This window comes from Nostoc sp. (genome assembly GCF_036917535.1).
GTDB lineage: Bacteria > Cyanobacteriota > Cyanobacteriia > Cyanobacteriales > Nostocaceae > Nostoc.
This window is the reverse complement of the sequence record NZ_JBALDA010000053.1, coordinates 46,477-69,472: the sequence shown is the minus strand read 5'-3', so window position 1 is coordinate 69,472 and position 22,996 is coordinate 46,477. Positions and strand designations below refer to the sequence as shown.

Annotated in this window: 20 protein-coding genes and 1 pseudogene; 6 read left to right on the top strand and 15 right to left on the bottom strand. The window is 42.0% G+C overall.

Annotation, left to right across the window (positions count from 1 at the left end; translation table 11 throughout):
- Positions 1-694: tetratricopeptide repeat protein (locus V7K56_RS17920; RefSeq protein ID WP_334912211.1), on the top strand; the 694-nt coding region annotated here is incomplete at its 5' end.
- Between the two features lie 799 nt (positions 695-1,493).
- On the opposite strand, the gene V7K56_RS17915 is transcribed toward V7K56_RS17920, so the two are convergent.
- The 6 genes from V7K56_RS17915 to V7K56_RS17890 all read right to left on the bottom strand — a co-directional run bounded on the left by V7K56_RS17915 (position 1,494) and on the right by V7K56_RS17890 (position 6,110).
- Entirely contained in the window at positions 1,494-2,372 is an 879-nt protein-coding gene (locus V7K56_RS17915; RefSeq protein WP_334912210.1) for an NAD(P)-dependent oxidoreductase, read from the bottom strand.
- A gap of 105 nt (positions 2,373-2,477) precedes the next feature.
- A complete protein-coding gene (locus V7K56_RS17910; protein ID WP_334912209.1) occupies positions 2,478-2,867 on the bottom strand; it encodes a PIN domain-containing protein in 390 nt (129 codons plus the stop codon).
- Positions 2,854-3,099 carry an AbrB/MazE/SpoVT family DNA-binding domain-containing protein gene (locus tag V7K56_RS17905; protein WP_334912208.1) on the bottom strand — a complete coding sequence of 82 codons (246 nt, stop codon included), beginning with the start codon at positions 3,097-3,099 and terminating at the stop codon, positions 2,854-2,856. The genes V7K56_RS17910 and V7K56_RS17905 overlap by 14 nt, the downstream gene beginning before the upstream one ends.
- A gap of 73 nt (positions 3,100-3,172) precedes the next feature.
- Entirely contained in the window at positions 3,173-3,472 is a 300-nt protein-coding gene (locus tag V7K56_RS17900; RefSeq protein ID WP_334912207.1) for a type II toxin-antitoxin system HicB family antitoxin, read from the bottom strand.
- 165 nt (positions 3,473-3,637) lie between these two features.
- Positions 3,638-5,401, bottom strand: a complete 1,764-nt coding sequence (locus tag V7K56_RS17895; protein WP_334912206.1) for a Rieske (2Fe-2S) protein — start codon at positions 5,399-5,401, stop codon at positions 3,638-3,640.
- 418 nt (positions 5,402-5,819) lie between these two features.
- Positions 5,820-6,110 (bottom strand): hypothetical protein, encoded by a 291-nt coding sequence (locus V7K56_RS17890; protein ID WP_334912205.1) that lies wholly within the window; start codon positions 6,108-6,110, stop codon positions 5,820-5,822.
- 302 nt (positions 6,111-6,412) lie between these two features.
- Between V7K56_RS17890 and V7K56_RS17885 the strand changes: the two genes are divergently transcribed.
- Entirely contained in the window at positions 6,413-7,081 is a 669-nt protein-coding gene (locus V7K56_RS17885; RefSeq protein ID WP_334912204.1) for a hypothetical protein, read from the top strand.
- A gap of 514 nt (positions 7,082-7,595) precedes the next feature.
- On the opposite strand, the gene V7K56_RS17880 is transcribed toward V7K56_RS17885, so the two are convergent.
- The 4 genes from V7K56_RS17880 to V7K56_RS17865 form a co-directional block, all read right to left on the bottom strand.
- Complete coding sequence (locus V7K56_RS17880; protein WP_334912203.1) at positions 7,596-8,003, bottom strand: hypothetical protein; 408 nt, start codon at positions 8,001-8,003, stop codon at positions 7,596-7,598.
- 113 nt (positions 8,004-8,116) lie between these two features.
- On the bottom strand, positions 8,117-8,407 hold the full coding sequence (locus V7K56_RS17875) for a zinc-binding dehydrogenase (RefSeq protein WP_334912202.1): 291 nt from the start codon (positions 8,405-8,407) through the stop codon (positions 8,117-8,119).
- Between the two features lie 151 nt (positions 8,408-8,558).
- Positions 8,559-9,656, bottom strand: a complete 1,098-nt coding sequence (locus tag V7K56_RS17870; RefSeq protein ID WP_334912201.1) for a Gfo/Idh/MocA family protein — start codon at positions 9,654-9,656, stop codon at positions 8,559-8,561.
- Positions 9,657-9,982: 326 nt separating this feature from the next.
- The gene (locus tag V7K56_RS17865) at positions 9,983-12,436 is read right to left on the bottom strand and encodes an ATP-dependent Clp protease ATP-binding subunit (protein ID WP_334912216.1); all 2,454 of its coding nucleotides are present in this window, start codon (positions 12,434-12,436) and stop codon (positions 9,983-9,985) included.
- Between the two features lie 280 nt (positions 12,437-12,716).
- Between V7K56_RS17865 and V7K56_RS17860 the strand changes: the two genes are divergently transcribed.
- Positions 12,717-13,013 (top strand): DUF3288 family protein, encoded by a 297-nt coding sequence (locus tag V7K56_RS17860; RefSeq protein WP_094353136.1) that lies wholly within the window; start codon positions 12,717-12,719, stop codon positions 13,011-13,013.
- Between the two features lie 146 nt (positions 13,014-13,159).
- Here the strand turns inward: V7K56_RS17860 and V7K56_RS17855 are convergent, their stop codons facing one another.
- Both V7K56_RS17855 and V7K56_RS17850 read right to left on the bottom strand, forming a co-directional pair.
- Positions 13,160-13,282, bottom strand: a complete 123-nt coding sequence (locus tag V7K56_RS17855) for a hypothetical protein (RefSeq protein WP_334912200.1) — start codon at positions 13,280-13,282, stop codon at positions 13,160-13,162.
- An 18-nt stretch (positions 13,283-13,300) separates the two neighbouring features.
- Positions 13,301-13,495: pseudogene (locus V7K56_RS17850) on the bottom strand (neutral zinc metallopeptidase); the annotation flags it as partial.
- Between the two features lie 223 nt (positions 13,496-13,718).
- On the opposite strand from V7K56_RS17850, the gene V7K56_RS17845 reads away from it, so the two are divergent.
- On the top strand, positions 13,719-14,681 hold the full coding sequence (locus tag V7K56_RS17845; RefSeq protein WP_334912199.1) for a general stress protein: 963 nt from the start codon (positions 13,719-13,721) through the stop codon (positions 14,679-14,681).
- Between the two features lie 463 nt (positions 14,682-15,144).
- Here the strand turns inward: V7K56_RS17845 and V7K56_RS17840 are convergent, their stop codons facing one another.
- Both V7K56_RS17840 and V7K56_RS17835 read right to left on the bottom strand, forming a co-directional pair.
- A complete protein-coding gene (locus V7K56_RS17840; RefSeq protein ID WP_334912198.1) occupies positions 15,145-16,659 on the bottom strand; it encodes an MlaD family protein in 1,515 nt (504 codons plus the stop codon).
- Between the two features lie 84 nt (positions 16,660-16,743).
- Positions 16,744-17,526 (bottom strand): ABC transporter ATP-binding protein, encoded by a 783-nt coding sequence (locus tag V7K56_RS17835; protein ID WP_334912197.1) that lies wholly within the window; start codon positions 17,524-17,526, stop codon positions 16,744-16,746.
- Positions 17,527-18,213: 687 nt separating this feature from the next.
- On the opposite strand from V7K56_RS17835, the gene V7K56_RS17830 reads away from it, so the two are divergent.
- Positions 18,214-19,251 (top strand): threonine aldolase family protein, encoded by a 1,038-nt coding sequence (locus V7K56_RS17830; RefSeq protein ID WP_334912196.1) that lies wholly within the window; start codon positions 18,214-18,216, stop codon positions 19,249-19,251.
- 430 nt (positions 19,252-19,681) lie between these two features.
- Here V7K56_RS17830 and V7K56_RS17825 read toward each other — a convergent pair whose 3' ends face one another.
- Entirely contained in the window at positions 19,682-20,101 is a 420-nt protein-coding gene (locus V7K56_RS17825; RefSeq protein WP_334912195.1) for a thermonuclease family protein, read from the bottom strand.
- A 500-nt stretch (positions 20,102-20,601) separates the two neighbouring features.
- Here V7K56_RS17825 and recJ point away from each other — a divergent pair, with 500 nt between their 5' ends.
- Complete coding sequence (gene recJ / locus V7K56_RS17820) at positions 20,602-22,989, top strand: single-stranded-DNA-specific exonuclease RecJ (RefSeq protein ID WP_334912194.1); 2,388 nt, start codon at positions 20,602-20,604, stop codon at positions 22,987-22,989.
- The last annotated feature ends 7 nt before the right edge of the window (positions 22,990-22,996 follow it).

The following is a 22,996-nucleotide window of genomic DNA, read 5'->3' as shown; positions in this document are numbered from 1 at the left end:
TGTCGCCACTAGCCTCAACAACCTAGCGTATCTCTACGACTCCCAAGGCAGATACAGCGAAGCCGAACCCCTTTTCATCCAAGCATTAGCACTCAGGCGTCAACTACTGGGTGAAGAACATCCAGATGTCGCCACTAGCCTCAACAACCTAGCCTTACTCTACCGTTGCCAAGGCAGATACAGCGAAGCCGAACCCCTTTTCATCCAAGCATTGGCGCTCATGCGTCAACTGCTGGGAGAATCACATCCATTTGTCGCCACTAGCCTCAACAACCTAGCCTTACTCTACCGTTGCCAAGGCAGATACAGCGAAGCCGAACCCCTTTTCATCCAAGCATTAGCACTCAGGCGTCAACTGCTGGGTGAAGAACATCCAGATGTCGCCACTAGCCTCAACAACCTAGCGTTACTCTACTATTCCCAAGGCAGATACAGCGAAGCCGAACCCCTGTTTATCCAAGCTTTGGCACTGAGGCGCAAGCTGCTGGGAGAAGAACATCCAGATGTCGCCACTAGCCTCAACAACCTAGCGTTACTCTACCATTCCCAAGGCAGATACAGCGAAGCCGAACCGTTGTACATGCAAGTATTAGATATTTTTGAGCGACGATTAGGTGTAAATCATCCTAATACTCTTACTGTTCGTAAAAATTTAGTAGATTTGTGCGATCACCTCATCTCAGATCAGCAATAGAGAGACAGGAAGATGGTATTTACAGCTTTTTCCCAAAACATACTATGTTAAAACTTAAATGCGTGATCGCTTAGACTAAAATTCATATTGAACTAAGTAAAAATGCCTGATTACTTACTCAAAATGGCATTTGACTTACTCAAAATGAGCTTTTGCTTTCTCAAAAGTAGCTTTTACTTTCTCATTTTGGTGTTTTCCGCAAGCAAAAGCAGCTTTTACTTACTCAAACCCCAGTTTGCTTTCTCATTTTAGTGTTTTCCGCAAGTAAAATAAGCTTTGACTTACTCAAAAGCAGCTTTTACTTTCTCAATTTGGTGTTTTCCGCAAGCAAAAGCAGCTTTTACTTATTCAAACCCCAGTTTGCTTTCTCATTTGAGTAATTCACGCATTCATTTTGGTATATTATTGAGCCGAAAAAAAGCGTAGGCGTAGCCCATCGTAGAAATCGCTCTAGAAAAGAAGTGTAAATCAAGAGGCGATCGCCTGTGAGAGTTGAGAGATGAATATAATTGCGTTCGGCTTTGCCGTTGCCGTTGGCGTACTCCTACGGAGAAGCAAGCTAAAAAGAGCGTGTCGCAGACAAGCCTCTCGTTGGCATTAGCATCTTCGAAAGAGAAGAGAAGGCATCGCTTTTCTTTAGAGAAAGTTGTAAAAAAAGCTATATGACAAGAGTTTATCTAGATACCAGTATTTATAATCGTCCATTTGACGACCAAACACAGCCAAAAATCTTTTTAGAAACACAAGCTGTCATATATGTTAAATTCCTAGCTGCTGTTTTCTTTACGGACTCATCCAACTAGGCTAAACCTTCATCTAAGCCTGCTCGGTGACGTGTCACCTTAGCTAAAGCTGACCAGTCTTTCGATCCCAGTCCTCGATCAACTGCCTGAATCATGTTCTCCCGCACGATTTCCGCCGCAGGCAAAGCCGCGTGTTTTGCCTTGGCGGCATCGAGTGCCAAGTTTACGTCCTTGAGTCCCAAGGTTAACTTAAACCCTGGTTCATAGCTGTTGTTAGCAATATTGCCGCCATAGCGCTTATAGCTTGAACTTGCAAATACTGTATTAGTGATGACTTCAACAAAATCACTCGCCTTCAATCCATAACTTTCGGTCAGAGCCGTGGCTTCGCCCATCGACTCAATCGCCAGGGTAATCATCATGTTGGTGGCAATCTTGGCGATGTTGGCGTGCTTGGGATCGTCGCCGAGATGCCAGGTTTTCTCACCCAAGGCATCGAAAAGGGGCTGAACGGTTGCGATCGCCTTAGCATCTCCTGCTGCTAAGATGTTCAACTCACCCTTTGCCGCTACAGCAGGTACCCCCAAAACAGGTGCTGCCACGTAAGCAATGCCCGCCTTGCGATGCAGTTCCTGTAATTCCTCAACGATCGCGGGTGAAATCGTCGCCATCATGATGTGGATACAGTCTTTTCGGGCAGACGCGAGTATGTCGGAGTCAATGATGACGCTGCGGATAGCCACATCATCAGACAGCATGGTGATCACAGCATCGTTCTCAAACGCGGCTGAGGGCGATGTCAGAACCGTGACGCCTTCGAGCGCCTTCGCCGCGTCTAGATTGCGGTTCCACACGCTGACTTGATGCCCTGCCTTGACCAAGTTAGGCACCATTGCAGCACCCATGCTGCCGATTCCAATAAAACCAATCTTCATCGCAATATCCTCCAGTGCTTTTTTTCAACAACTCTACCTGTCGTAGACATCACTCTAAAAAATAAGTGTAAATCGACAAGCGATCGCCTAGTTTAGAGATGAATATTACTCAAAGAAATCAAATCCCTTTTCGTTTTTCAACTTTCTGTCAAAAGTTGCTGTTGAACTACAACCAGAATTTTGAGCAATTACACCAATTAAATAATCAGAAAAATCTGCACTTCCCTGCTGAAATCGCTGTAATGCTTGATAAATTATAGAGCGATTTTCTAACTCAAATACAGAACATTGCAGCATCAAATCTATGGTGTTACTAATTTCTTCCCTACTAAATTGATAAGGGTTCCCGCGCAAAACCCAGACTAATTCACAGAGAACTATATTAGCAACAAAACATTGCTCTCCCCCTTCGATAATTTCAGCAGCTTTTTTCCACTGCTTTTCATCATCTTTTGTCAAATAACGCACTAAAATATTTGTATCAAGTCCAATCACTTGAACCTTCTTGGATTGCTGCTTCCATTTCTTCTAAAGTTGCGCTTTTCATCCCCGGACGATGTAAAATCCCCGATAAGCTTTGGATGGGGATATTTAGAGGAATCAGTTTAACTGTTCCATTTTCATCAATGACAAAATCAACCTTACTACCTGGATCAAGGTTAAGATAATCCCTAATTTCTTGAGGAATAGTTACTTGTCCTTTGCTGGTGATGGTCGCACTAGCCATACGCGTTTTCCTTACATCAGTTCCTTGCTTAAGGATAACGTCTATTGACTAATCCAGAAAGCGATCCCGACGCTTACAGGGTATCCATCGGCTCAAGAGTCGGCTCCTTGTTGAGGTCAATATTATCAATTACTGGTAGAGGATGTCCCAGCTTTAGCCCAAGCAAAATCCAGTCTTCCAGCGTTGAGCGTAATTCATCCTCACACTCGCGCAAAGTTGATGCAAAAGCTATCACTCCTTTGCAAACAGGAATTCTACCTGCAAATGTACCATCTTCTAACTTGTCATAAATTGCCTGAGCGTAGACGCAAAGCGGCTTGTCGTCAGACATCGCTTGATCAACATAGTCGCTCAAAATAAACCTTATCGCCATGAAATCTCGCGTTGTGCTACCAGTTTAATCTTACGTTGAATGATGTGTTTCGCCGATGAAGCGTCTACGCTCTACTTTCAAGTGTAAATCGACAAGCGATCGCTTGGTTTAAAAATGAGCATTACTCAAATAAATCAAATCCCTTTTCATTTCTCCACTTTCCGGTCATGATTCCTCAAATAAGCGATCGCCTTGATGTAAACGTTCCGCAATTTGATAAGTTTGTCCTTGAGATCGCATTGTCGGAGAATGAGCAGCTAAATACCGAGATGCAGCCACTAGTACATGAATTCCAGCCGAAGTTTTACCGAGGAAAGAATACTGACGAAAAGCGGCTTCCATTTCTTGAACGACATGAAAATCACGGTTTTCTCGCAGCATCAATTTCCCCAGTTTTGCCATCAGTCTTTCAGCACTACCACCACTGTATAAATAATTAGCAACTAATTGCCCTGTCTGGTTTACTTGCTGCTGACGGTTTAATAAATCCGGTAACTGCTGGAGTAATTGTTCGGGATTTTCTACGATGTCTTTGGGTTCTGGCAGCCTTGCTGGTGGGACATTCAAAAAACGATTTAAGTACACACTCATCGCCGCATCAAACACACCTCTTAGTAGTTCGACTGTTGGTACTCTTCGTAAAGCTTGATGTACGGCATTTGCAAACGTAAATGGATGATGGGCTGAATTCCAATCTCCAAAATCATTATTAGTGTGGAAACGAGCTACTCTTAAGGCTGCTGTATAAGTAACGACACCAGCTAATTGTTCTTCAGTACAACCTGCTTTCAGTGCATTCAATAGCGAGTCTGCGATCGCTTGTGGGTCTTCACCCAATAAAATTGGTACTAGTTCATCTGTTTGTGACCAATTTCCTTGTCGAGATTTTCCCACACTTAATACAGTCGGTAATTGCTCAAAAGCTGACTCTAATATTGCCACCAAATCTACAGGGTAGCGCCAAGAATTGGATTCTTCCATCCGAGAGGCATTGGCTAAACTCGAAACTAGGCTAGCCAGAATTGATTCTGCTGCTTGCCAAGCTATAGTATCAAGTGCTTCTAATGCTTTATTGATAAAATCAAGCGTATGCCCAACATCAAGATAGCGATGATCCGTGGCAGCACAGAACAGCATATCTGCTATTTGCTTTGAATTAGCTCCAGAACGAACAGCAGATACTAAACATCTTTGTGCTGCTTCAGCATCCCGTACCTGAATAAATTGACGAAACCAGTTTTTGAGAGTCGCAAAATCTACTTTCGAGTTGGGTAATGGGTGAACAACAAACTCTGGTGGCGCACCCGCACTATCATTAGCTACTGCTGACAGTCCGTGGAATAAAGCACGAGGTTTGTCTTCTGCATCTAGATAAGGCAGTAGATTCATCATACAGGTATGGATAGTCAAACCTGAACTCCAACCCGCTTTGTTATAACGAGTGCCAAATTCTAGCCCGATAAGAAATGGTTCTGTCGGGTTCACTCCTATATCTAAAAGTGCCAGTGTTGATTTTGCAATCACTAGAGAAATATTCTGCTCTAAACCGTCTAGCAGACGTTGGCGGTGGTGAGCATAAGGGTTAACTGGTGGTGCTAAATTTATCCAAACTTCACCATCACGGATTTCTACCGGGAAACAAGGAACATCATCTGCCCACGAGTCAAACGTTCCACCACTAGCAAGGTCAAAGCGAGCATAATGCCAAGGACAGGTAACAATACCATCTTTGCAAGTGCTTCCTTGTAAGGGAAAGCCCATGTGAGGACAACGGTTATCAATTGCGTAAACTGTATTATTTGAGTAAAACAAAGCAATCGTATGCTTTTCCTTGTGGACTAACAAACTGCCTGCTGCCTGAACTTCTGTAAGTTTAGCAACACGGATATAATCGTCTGTTTTCGTCGCATCTTCAAATATTTGAGTCACGTCGCTTCGCTCCGAATTCAAAATTAATCATCCCTATAAATAAATTTAGGGGCTTGTATCCTTTTCGTTTTCGGTCATTTAATTACACATAGGTAAATTTCAAAACCCTTATTTCTACTCTGGCAAAGTTTTTCAAATTTGAGCATTTGTGCATTCTAATTTTTGTTAACTAATACCAATTCAAAAGATGTTTACAATAGATAACTCCACCCCAGGCGGGCGCATCATGTCAATAAACAAAGTATATTCTCAATAAACTCAATACCTTTGCCAATTTACGAAGTTTGAAAATAGATTTTAGTAAAGTGAATACGACCTAAAGTTGTGAGCTTGTAGAAAATCTTGGTCAATAAAAATCATTCTTGAACTTAATTTCAGAAGCGATCAGCTACGCTGGACGCTTGCGCCATTGCTATCATCAATTACAAAAATTATCCACGCGGATATCCCGCCAAATATCGGAAATCTGCCAACCTGATTTCCCTACCGATTGCACTATAGGATTGTCTAGCGCTTGTATGTAGCTCGGTTCTATTGGTCCTGGAATAGCTGCTGGTAGTTGCTCATCAATTCCCTGCGGTGAAGGATTAACGGTATCAGCTTGAAGATTTTGGTCTAAAGCTTTTTCAATCTCCATCATCTCCTTCAAAGTCAGCTTTTTAGGTTTTTTGATGATCTTTAAAGTATGTATCTCATTATAAGTATTCATTGGTGTTCCTTCAAAGGCTTGGCTCAAAAATTTGGATGACAGTAGATTTGTAGAAAGTCAGGGTCAGTTGGGTGTTAATAATTGCACAGAACTACCAAGATACACCAAATCTATAGAAAATACGAGTCTCTTGCTCAGGAATTTACCAATTATTTGGTAGGAAAGTAGCACCAAAGATGTTTTAAGTAAATCGGTAGAGCGATTGAACTAACTCTCGTCAGTTTGATGGATGTCCCAGAGTGTTTAAATCTTGTGAAATTGTTAGGGAAGAAAATGTTTAATTGAAAACTTGTAGAGTATTTATGATACAAATACCAATCGTTCGTCAAATCCTATTAGATCCGGATGCTGGATTGCTACCATATCTTAGTCAACAGCTTCAAACACAGAGCTTTTCACATTTTAAGGCCCAGTTTGGTTTTCATGTAGACGAGTATTGTACGCAAGTTACCTCTAATGACGATTCTTCACAAATACAAACGATACTTTTGTTCATTCTCAAGTTATCGATTGTCGTAGATAGTCAAACTCCCTTAGATGAGGCGACGTTGCACGCTCTTGAGTTTCAAGAATTGCTAGATGCACAAATTATTAGATGGAGCCAGGACAATGAAAAATTGCTTAAACCAATCTCAGAAATTAAAGGGGCGCTTAGTCAACTCTTAGAAATACCGTTCCAAGGTGGCTATCTTCCAGGTTTTGAGATTCATCGTCAGTTTTCTCTAATTTATAGTGCTGGTACTACACAGTTAAGCCAGTTAGATGAGCAAACATTGAAACCTCAAGCTTCTTTGTATAGACCAGGCGAACGCACTCCCCAAAGCGGACAGTATGAATTAATAAATTCTGATGGAGAAAGCACAGGCTTAGAGGTAACATCAACTACTGGACATCCGTTTCCTCCAACGAGTGAACCTGACCAATTATATAGGTTAGTAGACCCCACAAAGCACAAAAAGTCTAATAGATAGCAGAGTGAAGCTTTGGCGATCGCATAGAAATAAAATTTAGCTGCTGTGCATTTATTATTAATTTACAATATGCAGGGATTTTTACCAAAATCCCTATATTGGTTGGAGATTGAGAATACAGATATTACTTGGGAGTGATTGACTTAATGCACTATCGCTGCAAGCGATTGTGCTGTCTTCGCACTAGCTGAAATAGGTGAGCATCGCTTCTACTAGATTGATAACTATCTTTTATAAATCCCAAATTGCTTCCTTGGAGTAATTGTATAGTGCTTGGTTATTTTGTCCAATCCTTATATGATGGCACTTTCAAAATTTTTAGTTATTTTTGCATAAAACACAAGACTTTAGCTGAAGAATATTACATACCAAACTTAGTATATGTAAAACAGGGATAAGATTTTAAAAATCCCTTATTTAATCCCCTTTTTCAAGCAATGCCCTGGACTTGTGCCAGGGCAGTTTTTATTGCACGCAATAGAAATCAAATATTATTCTGTAAATCTAGAGATTATTAATTTTTGCCATTGGTCAGAATATGAATAGCTGCTCCTGCGACTGCACCATCGACTGCATCCCCTAGAGTATCTTTGCGACCACGAGTCACAGCACCCGTAACTGTGCTAGCTGCTGCCCCGACTCCAACATCTTGGCCTAAATTCCGATGCTTTCTTTTGTATCTAGACCTCGTACCATTGACAGCATTAACAGCTGCCCCAGCAGCAGCTCCTTTTACGGCATTATTCAATATCGAACCACGTCTCCTTACTGTCCCAGATAATACTCCTGCACCTGCTCCAATGCCTACATCTCGCAGGATGTGTTCATCCGCAGATGCTTGCCTTGCCGGAACAAAGCTCACACTGACTAAGCTTACAGCCATCACGCTGGAAATCAATGCACCTGAAATAGTTCGCTTCATACTAATACCTTCACCTTTTTAAAACTGAAAACCAATCAAATAATTATAAGCAAGCATTATTCTTCTCCACCTACTTATAGCAATAGTTTCAGATTATCAAGCGTTATATTCTACTATCGTTGATAGTTTATTAAGTGGCACATCATCAAGTAAGAATAATCAATCCCAGACTTGTTCTCGCCCAGGAAGCCGACCAGGACGACCTCTTCTTTAGACGCGATCGCTCGCACCGACTGATGAATTGTTGCCGATCCAACTACCTCGACAACACGATCAACACCCCGCCCGCACGTGAGCGATCGCACCTGCTCCCCCCAATCATGCAGCTTGGCATAGTTGATCGCATCATCGGCTCCAAGTAAGCGCAACGTTTGGGACTTGTTCTGCGCTCGATGTCGTCGCAATCACGCGTGCACCGACTAGCTTGGCAATCCTTGCTGGATGGCTTCCGCCACCAATGCAGAATCAAGGTAAGCGCGGACTTCCACCATTTGCTCGCCCTGAAATCGGCAAATCCAGCAGTAGTCGTTGTTAAATTACACACGATTGCCACGCTCACTGCTGTAATGGCCAGTCTACTGCGAATCTGCGAGTTCCGGTCTGTGCCGCTGACTGTACATCGTCCACAAGCCGCGTCAGGCGAACTGCATGAGTAAAGTCGGGAGCACTCGAGGTTCCTCGGGCAATATCATCACGGAGGGCGGCGTAGATTCCCGCAACATTAGCGGCTGTGTCCGGCATCGATCTCGTCTCTCCGTCGTCCACGGGCTGAGGCTCGCCGTTGAGTGAAAGGCGCAACCGACCTGTTGGAAAGCCTCGCGGCGCGCCGCCGTCCAATGCGAGAACGCCCGTTTCCCCAACTACCTCTAGGCGAAATTGTGATGCTGCGGGCGGGCGACCCCCAGCCACCTCAAGCGACAGCGCGCCACTGTTAGTTAGACGCGCCTGCACGAGCAAGTGGTCAGGGATTGATCGAGCCTGCCGCGTCGAGTCCTCGCCGACCTCAATCTGAGGGTACTGGGTCGTGGTTAGCGAGGTCACGTCTTCGAGTTGACCGAGTACCGCGATCGCGAGATCGAGCGCATGTCCGCCGTGGATAGACACCAGGGTAGCACCGTTCTCGGCGTTCTCTAGGTAGGCATCCGTCGCCGCTATTTTCGGACTAAAAGCGGCAGTGCCGGAGTAGAGCCGTGCGCTGAGCAGACGACCGATCGCCCCAGACACGACGAGTTCGCGGGCGCGATGCATGGCAGGATTCATCCGCGTTTGAAGCCCGATCGCCGCATGAACACCTGCGGTGTGCGCGGCTGCTGCAATTTCCTCGGTCTCGGTGAGGTTACGACCAAGCGGCCACTCACAGTAGATGTGCTTGCCTGCTGCCAGCGCGCCTAACACCAGATCACGATGGTCGGGCACCTTAACGCAAACTGCCACTAGGTCAACGTCAGAATCTCGGATCAGGTCTGCTGCATTGCCATAGGCTGATCGGGCATCGAAAGCTTTGGCGGCTGCATCGGCTGTCTCCTGTCTGTGGGTGGCGATCGCTGTGAGTTCAAATCCTCTAAGCTTCTGAACTGCAAGGACGTGTGACTCCTTGGCCCAACCGCGATTTGCGCTGGCACCGATGATTCCGACACGTAAAGGTTTTGTCATAGTGCTATCCTCAGTCTCTTATTGCTATAGCCTAAACTGATTACAAACAGTATATAGGTGGGTATTAGACATCTTGCAAAAGTTACTTTTGCAAGATGTTGGAGAAAGGGTAAAGGTAAATTCCATCCCTTTCCCCTACTTCTGCAAGAAGTCTATTGACCACTCAAAAGGAATCGCATAAAAAACCCCTAGCATTTCTACTAGGGGTGAGAAATAATACCATTTCACTTGATGTTTGTCTGAGATGACCCTGTTTGTGCCTCTGCTCTACGCAAGAGACTGGAGTGTTTCTCAAATATTACAGTAAAAAGCGATCGCGTATAAAATTAGCCAACATTTGCTAAGAGCAATTCTCGTTTTTCTGATTTTTGTACTCTCACTTGAGAGTCATCATCAACATCGATAAGGGCTGTGTCTCCATCTGTAATTTCACCAGACAGCATTGCTTCGGCGAGAGAATCTTCTAGGAGGCGCATAATTGCCCGACGTAATGGCCTAGCGCCGTAGCTGGGGCTATAACCCTCTTGTACCACAAGCTCTTTGAAGCGATCGCTAACTTCTAGGATAATTCCCTTTTCTGTCAAGCGGTTAGCAACATCGCGGAGCATAATTTCGGCAATTTGCTTAACTTCATCTTTGGAAAGCTGGGTGAAGACGATAATCTCATCAAGACGGTTGAGGAACTCAGGACGGAAGTAAGCTTTCAATTCCTCATTTACCAAGGTGCGGATGCGGTTATAAGTAGCGTCGGCTTGAGTATTGAAGTCAAAGCCTAAACCACTACCACCTTTTTCAATCACCTTGGAACCGATGTTTGAAGTCAAAATGATCAGCGTGTTCTTGAAGTCCACTTTCCGACCTTTGGCATCAGTAAGATGACCGTCATCCAAAAGTTGCAACAGCATATTGAATACATCGGGGTGTGCTTTTTCGATTTCATCGAATAGCAGTACTGTGTATGGTTTCCGGCGCACAGCTTCTGTAAGTTGTCCACCTTCGTCATATCCGACATAACCAGGAGGCGAACCAATCAGCTTGGCGACGGTGTGACTTTCCATGTATTCAGACATATCTAGCCGAATCATCGAGTCTTCCGAACCGAAGAAATAAGCAGCTAATGCCTTCGCCAATTCTGTTTTACCGACTCCAGTAGGTCCAGAAAAGATAAAGCTCGCAATGGGACGATTGGGATTTTTTAATCCAACACGAGCGCGACGGATACCGCGAGATACAGCCGAGACTGCTTGCTCTTGACCGATGAGCCGTTGGTGCAGAGTGTCTTCTAGGTGCAGGAGCAACTCTGACTCAGATTCAGTTAGCTTGTTGACTGGTACGCCAGTCCAAGAGGCAACGATTTGGGCGATGTCTTCTTCGTCAACTACAGTCGAGTTGACAGGTTGATCGTTTTGCGTAAACGTTGCTTGCAGTTGTTCTGCGAGTTTTAACTCTTGGTCACGCAGTTGTGTAGCTTTGTCAAAATCTTGGACTCTGACTGCTGCTTCTTTTTCTTTGGTAACGCCAGCGAGTTCACGCTTGAGTTCTTTATTCAAAGAACTTTGAGAGTTCCGCAGACGAACGCGAGAACCAGCTTCATCAATCAAGTCTATTGCCTTATCGGGTAAGAAGCGATCGCTAATATAGCGGTCTGATAATTGTGCTGCTGCTACAAGTGCCGCATCCAAAATTGTGACTTTGTGGTGTTGTTCATAAGCGCCGCGCAAGCCGTAAAGAATTTGTACGGTTTCCTCAACTGAGGGTTCACCGACCATAATCGGTTGGAAACGACGCTCTAGGGCAGCATCGCGCTCGATATGCTTACGATACTCATCGAGGGTAGTTGCACCGATGCACTGAAGTTCACCTCTTGCTAGGGCAGGTTTAAGGATGTTGGCTGCATCCAAACCACCTTCTGTACCACCAGCGCCAACTAAGGTGTGAATCTCATCAATCACCAAAATTATATTGCCCACAGTGCGGATTTCTTCCACAACTTTTTTGATGCGTTCTTCAAAATCGCCACGGAAGCGAGTTCCAGCTACCAATGACCCCATATCGAGGCTGACAACTTGCTTGTCTTGCAAACTTTCGGGAACATCCTGGTTAACAATCCGTTGAGCTAGACCTTCTGCAATTGCAGTTTTGCCAACTCCTGGTTCCCCAATCAACACTGGGTTATTCTTAGTGCGGCGACCAAGAATTTGGATCGCCCGTTCAATTTCCTGCTGGCGACCAACTACGGGGTCAAGTCTGCCTTCTTGGGCTAATTTGGTCAAATTCCTGCCAAACTCTTCCATAGTTAGCGGTTGGGTACGCTTTTGACTACCACTACCAGCAAAAGCTGGTGCATTTTCACCTAACCGGCGAACTATGGCACTGCGGACACTTTTAAAGTCAACCCCTAGATTTTGTAGTACTTTGGCGGCGACACCTTCACCAGCTTCGGTTAATCCTAAGAGTAAGTGTTCAGTGTTAATGTAATTTTGTCCTAGACTATGAGCTTCTTTAAACGATTGCTCGAAGAGGCTTTTTACCTTTGGAGTAAAAGGAATTTCTGGTGGTACAAAGCCAGAACCCCTACCAATAATTTTTTCTACCTCGCGACGTGCGTCTTTGAGAGTAACGCCTAATTCCGCCAGCACTTTAGCAGCAACCCCAGTTCCTTCTCCCATCAAACCCAGGAGAATTTGTTCAGTTCCTACGAAATTGTGTCCCAGGCGACGTGCTTCCTCCTGAGCTAACATAATTACTCTAATGGCTTCGGAAGTGAAGTGTTCAAACATAATGGGTTCTTGCTCCCTCGCTGCTTGGACTTTGGGTGAGATAAAATTCACCCTCATCTAAAGTTTTTTGTATTTTCTTAAGGACTAATGTAACTTTATTTAAATTTGAGTGGCAGTGGTGAGAGCCGTAAGACATTAGGTGTACTTGCCGTCTAGTACAAGAGTTGCAAAGTTGACAGTTAAGCTTTCGGTATTTGACAATTTTATTTTGTGTGTTTTGTTTTTCACTGTCAGCTAAACTTAAAAATCAGGACTTAGCACTCTAAACTCAGGACTGACAATGACTGAAGCAACGGCCGGTAAAGACCAACAACATCCACTTTATAACCGCGATCGCCCCCTTATTGATATTTTACTCGCTCAAGAGGCGACAGACTATAACTTAGCAGAATTGGCTAGACTGCGAATGCGTTATCAAGGGTTTCCAGGGGCGAGAGACATCCAAAAAGACCTAGATAAAGTCTTGCAACAGTGGGGTTTGACCGAAGCCGAGCTTTTTGAGAAAACTCGTCAAATTCACGATTTGGGTGGAATTTACAAAAGCCGTGGCAAGAAAGATGAACAGGATTGGAATTAGTTATGGGGAATAGGGCATAGGGCATTGGGCATTGGGTTCTTTTGCATTCCTGACTCCTGACTCAGCCCTGGAATAGCGATCGCTAATTCTACGCCTTTGCCTAATTCAGATGTCACTGTGAGTTATCCACATGTTTTCTCTATAATCTACTGGGAAGTGGCTAATTCTAAATCAGTACCTTTACTTACTGGTTTAGTAATAAATAACCAAATAGTTTTTGTCATCTTAAAATAAACTTTGCGATCGCTATCTCGTTTCCAGAAATTCACTTAGTTCTGCAAGGTTTAAACTTGCTGCGAAATCCCAAGTAAATTTTGGACATGATGCCCAATTTCATGAGCAATCACGTATGCTTGAGCAAAATCTCCAAGTGCCAGATATTGAGTCTTCAATTCGCCGTAAAAACTCAAGTCAATATACACCTTTTGATCGCGCGGACAATAAAATAGCCCAACTGCTGAACGTGCAAATCCACAAGCTGACCAAGCCGTGAAAATTTAGGATATCAACACAGGGGAATGTAGTTATGTCTGCGTTGGACATACACATCTAGTTGAGGCTGTTATTGCCTACCTAATGAGGGAGAGAATGTATTTTATTACTAAGGATAGTTTTGAGTTGAACACAACTCGTATTTAATATAACAGGTACTGAAAAATCAACTTTGTCAGCGATTAATCTTTTCCCTGCGACCAAGGAGTAATAATGGTTTTAAGTCAATATCAACGTGCTGTAGGCGTATTTACTCATCGGATAGATGCAGAGCAGGCAATACATGAGTTGAGAGATTCTGGCTTGGCGATGGAGAAAGTATCTGTAGTTGTACAGAATTCAGATCGTAATCATGAGATTGCCGATAATGAAGTTAAAGAGGACACTGGTGATAAAGCTGATGAAGGTGCAACAGTAGGAGGGCTTTCAGGGGGCGCTGTTGGTGGGTTAACTGGTTTATTAGTGGGTCTTGGAACTTTAGCAATCCCTGGAGTTGGCCCAATAATGCTGGCTGGGGCAGCAGCAACTGCTTTGGTTACAACCCTTGTTGGGGCAAGTATTGGTGCTGCCACTGGGACTTTTGCTGGTGCATTAGTTGGTTGGGGAATGTCGTCAGAGCAAGCTAGAGCATATAACGAGCGAGTAGAGGATGGACACTATTTAATAATCGTGGATTGTACATCTTTTGAAATTGCTAAAGTAGAAGAAATACTACGGCGTTGGGGTATTGAAGAGTTTGGCATTTATGAGCATCTCAACAGTGAATATGAAACTACAAATTATCTGACCACAACGACTTCTGCTACTGCTATTCCTAATAAAAGTGGGATGATGTCTAAGTATAGTGTTAGTTGCTTTAATAGGATAGAGAATGCTGAAGCGGCAATTAAGGATATGTGTGTCGCAGGTTTTTCATTAAACCAGATTTCTTTAATTTGCAAAGACTTTTCTCAATTGGTTGGGTCAATAGGCATTAATTTAAGTGAACGCTTTGACGCTATGAGGTTAGGAATAGCAGATGAGTGGGCACGCTTTTACAATGAGCAAATAGAGCAAGGCAATTACATACTTATCGTTAGTGGCACAGATAATGAGCAAGATATAGCTAGCTCTATTCTGTGCAATTATGGGGTTCAAGAGTGTCAAATTTATGACCCAATGTTAATTCGTTCTTAAAAGCGGGTACTGTCATTAATGAGAACAAACTTATTTGAGTTTTGGAAGATAAGGTGTTCCATATTTAACTTGCCATCACAGCGTTACGTTTTAACTTAATTTTTGTTTACGCGAAAACCTTACTGTACAAAGAATCGATACCGGTCAACCCCTTCTCTGCGAGACGCTACGCATAGCTTGCTTCCCCGCAGGGGTACGGGGAATTCAAAATTCAAAATTCAAAATTCAAAATTATTATTCCCATAAATAAATAATGGGGCTTGAAATAAGGACACATTATTTCTCGTGCTTCTCTACGAGACGCTCCGCGAACGCATCTCGAAATAAATCTTTTTTCTTGTCCATAAATTAATTTAGGGGCTTGTATCATGAGTCTGTTTTGGTCAACAAAATTATGCGGTTTTCAAGGTTATGGCGAGTAGTGTCTATAAGCTTTAACACATTTACCTGACAGTAAAATATCTTACTTAAAATTCTCAACAGTTGGGCTTTGCTCAGGGTCAGCAGTGAGCGAAGCTGAAGGGTCAACCTGTATTGCCTCTTTCGTCGTCTCCAGTTGCTCCCGTTGCTTGCCATACTCCCGCAGTTGCTTCAAAAGGTTTTCTTGGGATGAGCTAGGAATAGATGGACTGGGGGTTAGTTGAAGGTTGGTGTCGGTACTTGCAAAATTAGGCGTTGAGGGATTAATTTCGTAGACGGGTAAGGACTTGTCATTAAACATCGCCTCTTGGGTTGGTGATGGCATAGGAACTAGCTTCTTTGGTTTGCTCACAGCAGCTTTTACCGAGTCTAGAGTGGTAGCAACTTGCACTTGTTGCTGCATCTGTTGTGTAGAAGATACTAAACCACTTAAACCATTTACCAATTGCCGCAGATTTTTTCGGAAACTAGGATCACCTGTCAATTCGTCTAAATCAGATGTAATTTTTTGGGTATTTTCAAAGGTGACTCGTGCTGAATCTAAAGTTTGTTGTAGCAGCACCATGTTCTTGGGATCGTTTAAAGTTTTAGAAGCATCGCGTAAATTAGCTGAGGCTTGGGCTGCATTTGCGGAAAGCGTTTCTAAATTGTTGAGTAATTCTCCTTTAGTCAATCGATTCACAGATGGTGATAAGCTACTGACTGTAACCCGCAATTGGTTACTGGTTTCGGTAATATTATTCAAAGCACCAACCAGTGCCGAACGATTTGTTGTCAATAAATTATCCAGGTTGTTCAGCAATCGATTTGCTTGAGTTGCAGTTGCATCAAATTTGTTTAGTGTTTGATTTGCGGATGTATTAAGTTGGTTTGTTGCCCGTTGCACTGAATTAGCAGTGGCAGAAAAGGTATTAAGTTGTAGTCGTAAGCTTTTGGTCAAACCTTGTAAATCCTGACTTAGCTCAGTAAAACTGGATGCTGCGCCTGTGGTAGTCTCTAGAACCCGATTGACATTTCGATAAAATTTGGGGTCATTGTATGCACTGGCTAGTTCAGTTGAACTGCGAATTAGATCATCAACGCTGATACCAAGCTGACCTTTTAACCGAGAGCCATTGCACACTATGAGGCTGGTATCACAATTTTTATCTAGGGGTTTAGCAAGCACAACCCCAGCAGGTAACGTTGCTTTTGGTGTGATGTCAATAATACTTTCGCTAATTAATCCGCTTTGATTAGCTTCTACTACTACATTTTGGGGGATAATTAGGTCTTTTTGGGTAATTTCAATCTCTACATCAATGGCATTTGGTCCTGGTCGAACTTGGAAAATAGTTCCTACCTTAAAGCCACGATAGCGAACTGGCGATCCCTTTTGCATTCCGCCAGCGTTAGCAAATTCTACAATAACTTTGTATGAACGGCCAGCAGCAGTGAATCTATTTAACCAGACAAAGAGTAATCCAAATACCCCTAGTCCTAACAGGAGTAATAACCCCACAGAACCTTCTCTAAATGTTCGCCCAGAGGCGAAGCGGCTTGTCATAAGACCTCGCATTGTTTTGCCTCCACCAACAACCAATAATTAATTAGGAGTTAAAAGTTAGAAGTTAATAACTCTTTACTCCTCATTTTTAAGTTTCTAGCCGGCGACTTTAATCGGGCCTTCAACACTTCCACTGAGAAATTGTCTGATCAAGGGATGTTCTGTGTTGTATATTTCAGTAACTGTACCTTGCCACTGCACTTTACCTTCATAGAGAAATATAAGTTTATCAGATGCACGGCGGATAGTGCTGTGCTGGTGAGTAACAACGGCATAAGTAGTACAAGTTCCATGTAAACATTGTAAGTGGCGGATTAAATCTTCAATTACTGTCGAGGCAATGGGATCGAGTCCGGCTGTTGGCTCGTCGTATAGTAGAACTTCTGGGCTTTCACTGGGAATATCGGGATTAGACATAATCGCACGGGCAAAACTCACTCGTTTTCGCATTCCCCCGGAAAGTTCGGCTGGGTATTGGTCGCCTACTTCTGGCAAACCTACCATCTCCAATTTTTCTTTTACCAAATCTCGGATGCGCGATCGCGGTAGCTTTGAATTTTGATATAGTAAAAATCCTACATTCTCCTCCACTGTTAGCGAATCAAATAGTGCCGCCTGCTGAAACACCATACTAATGCCAACCTGCTGGCCGCCATCCTCTATTAAACCCTCTCGCTGCACTCCTTTGACATAAATTTCTCCTTCATCAGGACTAAGTAACCCTGCTATTACTCGTAAGATAGTTGATTTCCCAGTCCCTGATGGCCCAATAATCCCCAGTGATTCTCCCCGGTAAATAGTCAAGTCTATATTATCTAGAACTTTATGGCTAGCAAAGGACTTAGAAACACCTTTCAGTTCAATCAATGGTTCAGTCATTAGTTATTAGTCATTAGTCATTAGTCATTGGTCATTGGTCATTGGTCATTAGTCAGTAGAAAATAAACAAATGACTACTGAGAACTAATAAAAGACAAATATGCCAAATAGTGATTTCATAGTTATTGGTAGGACATTGTATAATTGTATAGTGTATTATAAATACATAATTAGCATTCTGATTAGCAAACTTTATTTTTTAGCATAATATTTAGTTATTGGCGATGTTTCTCGTCTCAAAATACCCTCAACGCAAGGCTGACGAAGACACCGTAGTAATTAAACATCTCAGTGATGTGAAAATAAAATTCCAGTTTTCTGTAGAGATAAGTAAACTCATTTAATAGTATTACTATACTACTTTAGGTTATAACTACTTCAGAGAAAAGTTACAGCAAAAAAAACTCATTAAGTAAGTTAATACAAAAAATAAAAATCATATTTTATTTATGAATATCGAATATTATGATTTTAGGTTTTTTATAATAAGTCAAAAACCTATTTTCCATAAATTATTAAATATGGCTATAAAAATTAATTTGTTTCCATCCAAAGTTCTTATAATTAGCATAATTATTAAATAATAAAGGGAATTTAATAGCATTATTTGTCAATCTGATAATTGATAAATTCATAAATTATTTAGTATGATTGTAACAATAACTGTTAAAAATAAAAATCTAAATTATGAGTAACCAATTAGAACAGTTTGCAAGTGATAATTCCTCTGGTATTTGTCCTGAAGCGCTGGAATATATGATTAGGGCAAATCAAGGTAGTGTTCCAGCATATGGAAATGATGAATGGACTCAAAAAGCAACAGATTATTTTCGTGAACTCTTTGAAATTGATTGTGAAGTATTTTTTACCTTTAACGGTACGGCCGCAAATTCTTTATCTTTAGCTGCTCTTTGTCAGTCATATCACAGCGTCATTTGCCATGAGACATCTCACATAGAAACAGATGAATGTGGCGCACCTGAATTTGCATCTAATGGCTCAAAACTGCTACTTGCACAAGGTAAAAATGGCAAATTAACATCAAAAGCTATAGAGGCAATTGTTACTAAACGTACTGATATTCATTATCCAAAACCTAAAGTTATTAGCATTACCCAATCAACTGAATTAGGAACTTTATATTCTATTGAAGAACTTTTAAGTATTAAAGAAGTTGCAAACAAATATAACTTAAAGATTCACATGGATGGCGCTCGTTTTGCAAATGCAGTTGCTGCTATGAATAAAAGCCCTGCTGAAATTACTTGGAAAACTGGAATCGATGTATTGTGTTTTTGTGGTACCAAGAATGGAATGGCATTAGGTGAGGCCATTCTTTTCTTCAATAAATCGCTAGCAGAGGATTTTGATTATCGATGTAAGCAAGCAGGGCAGCTAGCTTCAAAAATGCGGTTTATTTCGGCTCCCTGGTTGGGTTTATTGGAAACTGGTGCTTGGTTAAGAAATGCTAGACATGCCAATCAATGTGCTGAATACTTAGAAAATCAACTATTAAACATAGAAGGTGTTGACTTGATGTTTCCTAGAGAAGCCAACGCCGTATTTGTAAAATTACCTGAAGAAGTCATTCACAGCTTAAAAGCCAAGAACTGGCAGTTTTATACATTTATTGGCGTGGGAGGAGTACGTTTTATGTGTTCTTGGAACACTACTCAATCAAGAATTGATGAATTAGTTGGTGATATTAAAAACACAAAAAAGTAAGCGACTTAGCCTATTTGTATTATTTTTGCATAAGTTAGTTATGATTTTCATAGTCATTACACCCCACTATTAAATCTGACTTTTCACGGAATGCGAAAAAGTCAGATCATAATGTTGTTTTGGGATTAGAAAAAAATTCGTAACCGCGTTTGCGATCGCAAGACAAGCACAAATTTTTCTTCCACCAGTCCAATATTGCTTGTTACCTTTAGCGCCGAATTTAAATTACTGTACCGTATATACGGTGCTTTGTCCAGAATCCTTTATGAGCAAACTTTTTGAAACTTAATGGCAAAAGTCAGGTTTAGGAGAAAAAGGTAAGAAATGCATAAAGTGTAAAGTATTGTTGCACAAGCGTTTCTTTTAGGTGCGACCTTGCAACACTTTTGCTGGGTTGTACCAGTTGCAGCTTTTAAAATATGGTGTTCATTTACAATTTTGAATGTTGCCACAAACCCAAATGCTTATTTTTAGCATTAGCTTCTGCAATTAAAAATTGGGTTTTGCTTTCGTAGCAATTTTGTAAAGATTCTTGGTCAACAATGGCATTACCTGACTCTACCAAAAGGAGATTTATTGACCGATTATCTACAAACACTTCACCCGCTGGGCGACCATTTTTAAGTTGTTCTGTCCTTCTAATCACAACAGGAGTTTGAGGTGGTAATAGCTGTTTTAGCCTTTGTGTTGCTGCTAAACCATAGTGCTTATCAGTTGCCTCTGGTGCATTAATACACGCTAACTTGATTGTAGTTGTTTGTCCTGCATTATCTTTAACCAAAATTGTGTTCCCATCTGTAATACCAACTACTGTACCTAGCACCAAAATTAGTTGAAGTAATTCCATCATTCTATATGTAATATTTTATGCACAGATAGAATGTTATTTCGATGCTTAGATTACTAGTGTGATTTAGCTCACAAGTTGTAAATAAAAATAAAAGTAATAAATATTATTATTTCATCATCACTGATTTTGCTCATAGATGCTTATTGCATGGGTTTTGAAGCCTGTTTTTGCAAGCTTGGTTTGGGTAGCCGCGATTTTAATCGTTAGATGCAAAATGTGAGTTAATAGAAAGATTCTACTAAAGATATCTACTATCTGTATACAACAAAACTATGAAATTTTACTTAACTAAATTTAAATTTATACAAGAATTAAACAGGTAAAAATAAGCGGTATCATTGTAAGCAAAAGCAAAGTTAAATAATTATAGAAAATTATTGATCAGATTATCTTAGCAATTCCTGGAACCTTTCTTCACTTTTCTAAAGGTCAACTTCACAGGTTGACAAATTCTCCTTGTATTTTAAGAGTTTTAACTTCTAAATCCTAACTTTGTTTGTATGCTAGAACAACAGCAGTGGACTATAACAGCAACTGAACAACCACCAGAGTGGTTTATCCAAGCAGTGAAACAGTATACACCTGCATCAAATGGACTGTATGCAGCCCAGTTGTTGTGGCAACGAGGTATTAAAGATCGTCAACAATTAACAGCTTTTATCAACTATAAAGCTTATCAACCAGCAAGTCCCTTTGAGTTTGGGCAAGAAATGCATCTGGCGATCGCACGCTTGCAACAAGCATATAATACTAAAGAGAAAATCGCCATTTGGGGAGACTTCGATGCTGATGGGATTACCGCCACATCTGTACTTTGGGATGGATTGGGGCAGTTTTTCGCTCAAAATACTCAGTTAGTTTACTACATTCCCAATCGCCTGAAAGAATCCCACGGACTTAACGATCAAGGCATTGATAATTTAGCAAAACAAGGTTGCAAATTAATAGTTACTTGCGATACGGGTAGCACAAACATTGAAGAAATTATTTATGCTAAAGAGTTAGGCATAGATGTAATAGTTACAGACCATCACACGTTATCCGCCGAACGTCCACCTGTTGCAGCGATTATTAATCCCCGTTATTTACCAAAGGAACATCAATTATTTAATCTTTCTGGGGTGGCGGTAGCTTATAAGTTGGTGGAAGCACTATATCAAAGCCTGCCCAATGTTGCCAAATATCCCTTAGAAGATTTATTAGATTTAGTTGCAGTCGGATTAATTGCCGACTTAGTGCAGTTAAGTGGAGATTGCCGCTACTTAGCACAGATGGGAATTCAACGACTGCAAGAAGATTTTAAACAACCAGCAGCAGCGCGGCGGCGACCAGGGGTAGGGCGATTATTAGAATTATGCCAGAAAAGTGGCGATCGCCCCACAGATATTTCCTTTGGTTTAGGCCCAAGAATTAACGCTGTCAGCCGCATTCAAGGTGATGCCAGTTTTTGCGTTGAATTATTAACTAGTCGGGATGTCAAACGTTGTAACGAACTAGCCGAAGTTACAGAACTCGCTAACGCCCGCCGCAAATCTTTACAAAAAGACGTGCAGGCACAAGTAGCGCAAAAGCTCACCCAATTAGACTTATCAACCACCAGCGTCATTGTCTTAGAAGATGCCCAATGGCCTGGGGGTGTATTGGGCTTAGTCGCCGGACAGGTAGCACAAGAAACTGGACGCCCGACGATTTTGTTGAGTACAGAAGGAGCAGAGGAGCAGGGGAGCAATTCTTCTTCTTTGCTTGCAAGGGGTTCCGCCCGTTCGGTGAATTCTGTCGATTTATACCAACTGGTGAAAGAGCAAGCACATTTGTTACATCGTTTTGGGGGACATCCTTTTGCAGCAGGTTTGAGTTTGTTGGTAGAGAATATTCCTTTATTTACAGCTGCAATTAATCAGCAGTTACGGCAATCTTTAGGTAGTACAACTCTAACGCCAACCGTGCAAGCAGACTTGACGGTAACAGTTGCAGACTTAGGAAAAGAGTTATTTTTAGAACTCAAACTGCTAGAACCTTGTGGAATGGGTAATCCAGTTCCGAAATTGCTAATTCAAAACTGCTGGTTTGAAAATTCTTGGCATCGCAATCAGCAAGATTGGCAAGGCAAAAAGGTACAGTACATTAAAACTGAGTTTGATATTCGGGATGATTTTAGCAGAAGTGCTTTTCCTGGCTTATGGTGGGGACACTATAAAGATGAATTGCCTATAGGAAGGTGTGATTGCATAGTAGAACTAGACTACAACACCTTCAAAAAACGTTATGAAATCAGATTAATTGCCGTGCGCTCTTCTGCTAACTTAGCACTCAACACTCAGCACGAGCTAAACGCCCGGCTATCGCTAACACCCTTCATCCTAGACTTACGGAATCAGGAACACTCAGCGCGCAGCACTCAGCATTTAGCACTAATTATTGAAGATTGTCCCACAAATTGGGATGATTTACGTATATGGTTACGGCGATGTTTGGCGATAAGCCGCTCTACGTCTGGGCTTGACAATCAGCAACAATTAGGGATCGCTTGGTCAAAACCTAAGCACCAACCACCCAATCAAATTTGGCTGACTCTTGTTGGAATTGCCAAATATCTCAGTCGCACAAATCAACTAGTTACCCGCGGACAACTTTTAGAGAAAATCGGCATCAGCGACCAAACCTTACTTGTCGGCATCAAAGCTTTAAAATACTTAGGGTTCACAGTTCAACGACAAGACCGTTCTTTACAAATTACCTGGCATCCAACCGATAGTGCCGAAAACCTTTCTGATGAAGCAGTTGCAAGATTTTTAGCTGCTGTCCGAGAAGAACAATTTCAGCAACAGTATTTTGCGGAAGTTCCTTTATCTACGATTGTGGCGATCGCCAGCTACGACAGTAAATAATTTAAAG